Source organism: uncultured Campylobacter sp., assembly GCF_938018145.1.
GTDB lineage: Bacteria > Campylobacterota > Campylobacteria > Campylobacterales > Campylobacteraceae > Campylobacter_A.
The window spans coordinates 1-1,699 of the sequence record NZ_CALIII010000240.1 but is presented as its reverse complement, the minus strand read 5'-3'; the positions used below and the strand labels follow the sequence as shown (position 1 = coordinate 1,699).

Below are 1,699 nucleotides of genomic sequence, written 5' to 3'. Positions count from 1 at the left end.
GACGCCGGGGCAAGTCACGGGTGCCATCTGGGCGGAAAATATCGCGATACGCGAGGCGCTTGCCGGTAAGGCGGTCAAAATCGGAGCTCTAAGAAAGGCGGCAAAATGAAAAATCCTAAAATCGGCTTTATCGGCGGCGGAAATATGGGCGGCGCGATGATCGAAAATTTGGCGCAAAGGCTGGGCGGCGAGAGTGTGTTCGTCTATGCTAGGAGCAAAACGGCGGCTCTGCGCGAAAAGTGCGGCGTAAACGCCTGCGAGAGCGAGGCCGCGGTCGCGTCGGCGGCCGATATCACGGTGCTAGCGACCAAGCCCGCGGCGTATGTGGATATATTAAATTTGATAAAAGACGCGGCTCGGGGCAAGGTTATAGTCACGCTTGCGCCGAGCTTTAGCCTAGAGCAAAGCGCGCAAATTTTGGGCACGCAGGCCAAGGTCGCGCGCGCGATGCCAAACACTCCCGCGGCTATCGCAGAGGGCGTAAGCGCGCTGTGTTTTAACGAAAATTTAAGCGCGGACGAGCGGGCGGCGGTGCGAGAGATTTTTGAAAATTTCGGCGCCGTTTATGAGCTGGAGGAGGCTAAATTTGCCGCATTTACCGGCATCGCGGGTAGCCTGCCGGCCTATGTTTTTATGTTTATCGAAGCAGCGGCCGATGCAGGAGTGCTCGAGGGGCTGCCTAGAGCGCTGGCGTACGAAGCGGTCGCAGCTAGCGTCGCGGGCTCTGCACGGCTCATGCTAAAAAGCGGCAAACACCCAGCAGTCCTAAAAGACGAAATTTGCTCGCCCGGCGGCACGACGATAGAAGCGGTCAAAGCGCTGGAAAACGGCGGGTTTCGCGCGGCGGTGTTGGATGCAGTGGGCGCGTGCGTCAAAAAGGCGCGCGGGTAGTTTTGGCGGTTTTATCTTTTGCGTTTCCAGAAAGCGTAAATTCACCGATCGCTTACGCTATGCCCGCGGTAAATTTGCCTGGGCTTTAATCGTCAAATTTGAGCGTTTGAAGTTTTGATCCCGCCGATCTTTGCGGCGCTTTATAGAGTCCAAAAGGCTTGGTTAAATTTGCGAATTTTCTCGCGACGGCAGATTTTTGTATTTTTGGGAGTAAATTTGACTGTGCGGTCCCGAGGCAAAGCAGGTTCGCTCCGCCTCGGGGCGCGTATTTAGTGCGGTTTAAAATGGCTTATACACCATCATCCATATGATGATAACCATCGCGATGGTCGGCACTTCGTTGTAAGCGCGAAAGAACATACCGCTCTTGTTACAGCGTTTCTCGCGCAGCTGCACCATATAGCGGCCAAGATCCAGATGAAACGCCGCAAGGATGACGACGACGGTGAGCTTGACGTGCACGTAGCCGCTACGCAAAAGCTCAGGCATCGCGACGATGATCAAAATGCCCGTCAAAAACGTGCCGATCAGCGCGACCCAGCCGATGTAGTGGTACATCTTGTACTCCTGCACCTCGACGACGCGCACGAAGTCCGGCTTGTCCATATTCTCCGCGTGGTAGACGTAGAGGCGCGGCTGATAGAACAAAAACGCCATCCACGAGATGAAACACAAGTAGTGGAAATACTTGATGAGGTTGTAATACTCTGCCATTTTTTCTCCTTTTAAAATTTTTGTTTTTTACGGCTTGTCTTTTGAGTGCTTTTTGCGGATTTCGTTAAAATTTGACGAAGATAAGGCATATAGC

Annotated in this window: 2 protein-coding genes; one reads left to right on the top strand and one right to left on the bottom strand. The window is 53.4% G+C overall.

Features of this window, described 5'->3' with window-relative positions:
• Window positions 1-105: 105 nt before the first annotated feature.
• Complete coding sequence (proC, locus tag Q0338_RS05560) at window positions 106-891, top strand: pyrroline-5-carboxylate reductase (protein ID WP_298085893.1); 786 nt, start codon at window positions 106-108, stop codon at window positions 889-891.
• 279 nt (window positions 892-1,170) lie between these two features.
• Here proC and hemJ read toward each other — a convergent pair whose 3' ends face one another.
• Window positions 1,171-1,605 (bottom strand): protoporphyrinogen oxidase HemJ, encoded by a 435-nt coding sequence (gene hemJ / locus Q0338_RS05555; RefSeq protein WP_002944278.1) that lies wholly within the window; start codon window positions 1,603-1,605, stop codon window positions 1,171-1,173.
• Between the last annotated feature and the right edge of the window lie 94 nt (window positions 1,606-1,699).